Annotated in this window: 2 protein-coding genes; both read left to right on the forward strand. The window is 27.3% G+C overall.

Annotation, left to right across the window (positions count from 1 at the left end; all coding sequences use genetic code 11):
- Positions 1 to 210: 210 nt before the first annotated feature.
- A complete protein-coding gene (locus EC396_RS12610) occupies positions 211 to 1,107 on the forward strand; it encodes a tetratricopeptide repeat protein (RefSeq protein WP_129366993.1) in 897 nt (298 codons plus the stop codon).
- Between the two features lie 366 nt (positions 1,108 to 1,473).
- On the forward strand, positions 1,474 to 1,881 hold a 408-nt coding region (locus tag EC396_RS12615), incomplete at its 3' end, for a DNA cytosine methyltransferase (RefSeq protein ID WP_205757961.1).

Here is a 1,881-nt window from a genome sequence, read left to right on the forward strand (position 1 = left end):
AAACAAAAGAGTTTGCTAGAAATCAGATAAATGATTTATCGAAAGAATAAAACTGTTGCCAACAACTCATAAAATTTATGCTTGCATTTAAACTAAATAACGAACCGACAAACATTCAACTAACGATTTGCTACGTCCGAAAAATCTCCGATTTTCCAGTCGCACAAATCTTATAAAAGCCCGTTGGCAACAATTAGAACAACAAAAAAAATGAAAAAAAATATTGCTATTATAGTTGCATTGATAAGTTCAATTCAATTTTTCGGACAAAATTATCGTACTGAATTTCTAGAATATATTGAGACAAATGATACTATTAAACAAGTTGAAGTTTTAAAAAAATGGGAAATTGCTTCTCCAAATGACCCTGAATTATTTGTTAGTTATTTTAATTATTATTTCTTAAAAGGAAATAAAGAAGTTCTAACAGTCTCAACCAAGGAACCAAAAGAAGATGGTTTTATATTAAAAGATAGTTTAAATAATACTGCTGGTTATTTAGCTAGTGAAATTTATTTAGACAATTCAATTATTCAAAAAGGAATTGATAAAATTAGCGAAGGAATTAAATTATTCCCTAACAGATTAGATATGAGATATGGGAAAATCTATACTCTTGGTCAAATTGAGGATTGGGATAAATTCACAAGTGAAATAATTAAGACAATTGAGTATTCAAAAATAAATAACAATCATTGGACTTGGACAAATAATGAATCTGTAGAGGATTCTGAAAACTTTTTCCTTACTGGATTACAAGATTATCAAATGCAACTTTACGATTCGGGAAAAGATGAATTATTATTAAATATGAGAAATATTTCCGAGTCAATATTAAAAATTTACCCAAATCACATTCCGAGCCTTTCAAACATATCAATAACATATTTATTAACTGGAGAGTTTGATAGAGCAATCGAAACTTTATTAAAAGCTGAAAAAATTGATGAGAGTGACTATATTATTCTTGCTAATATTGCACACGGATATAAATTAAAAGGAGATATAAAAAAAGCTATTGCATATTATGAAAAAGTAATAATTTTTGGAGACGAAGAAACAAAAGAGTTTGCTAGAAATCAGATAAATGATTTATCGAAAGAATAAATTACTACTGGCAACAACTCATAAAATTTATGCTTACTTTTAAACTAAATAACGAACTAACAAACATTCAACTAACGATTTGCTACGTCCGAAAAATCTCCGATTTTCCAGTCGCACAAATCTTATAAAAGCCCGTTAGCCACAAGCAGATAAAAAATCCAGCCGCAAATTTAAGCACATTTGGTTTCCCCTTTCTTCATCTGATGCTCAAACCAAAAGAGCTTAAATAGCCCAACGCTTTTTCAATGACAAATTGAATTTTAACTAAAATTTGAATTGTTTAAAAAAGATTGATAAGTTCTACAAAACGAATATGAATTTAATATCATATTTAATATATTGCACTTTTAAGAAAAATATATAAATATGAAAGTAAAAGAAAAAATAACAATATCAGATTTTGAAGATAAAACATTCAAAATAAGAGTTGTTGAGCCTCAAAATGAAAAAAAGGCCTCTTTTACTCATTATTTGCATAATCATAAAAATGGAGTATCTCAATTCTTTAGAAAAGATGCAATTGAATATGTTTCTGATATTTTAAAAGAGAAATACCCAAATGAAAATATTAATAATAAGTTAGCAGAGGAAGCTTTACAATATTTAATATTTGATTTCAAAAACACAGTTCCTTTTCCTACTCCAAAAAAAGAAAAATTCAAATTTATAGATTTGTTTGCTGGTATTGGAGGATTTAGATTGGCTTTTCAAAATTTAGGTGGTAAATGTGTCTTTACAAGCGAATGGGATAAATATTCAAAACAAACTTACGAA

The sequence above is a fragment of the Lutibacter sp. HS1-25 genome (genome assembly GCF_004121075.1).
Classification (GTDB): Bacteria; Bacteroidota; Bacteroidia; order Flavobacteriales; family Flavobacteriaceae; genus Lutibacter.

What these genes read in the sequence shown, in the direction of transcription:
- EC396_RS12610 (WP_129366993.1), top strand. Translation starts at nt 211, where the DNA reads ATGAAAAAAAATATTGCTATTATAGTTGCATTGATAAGTTCAATTCAA.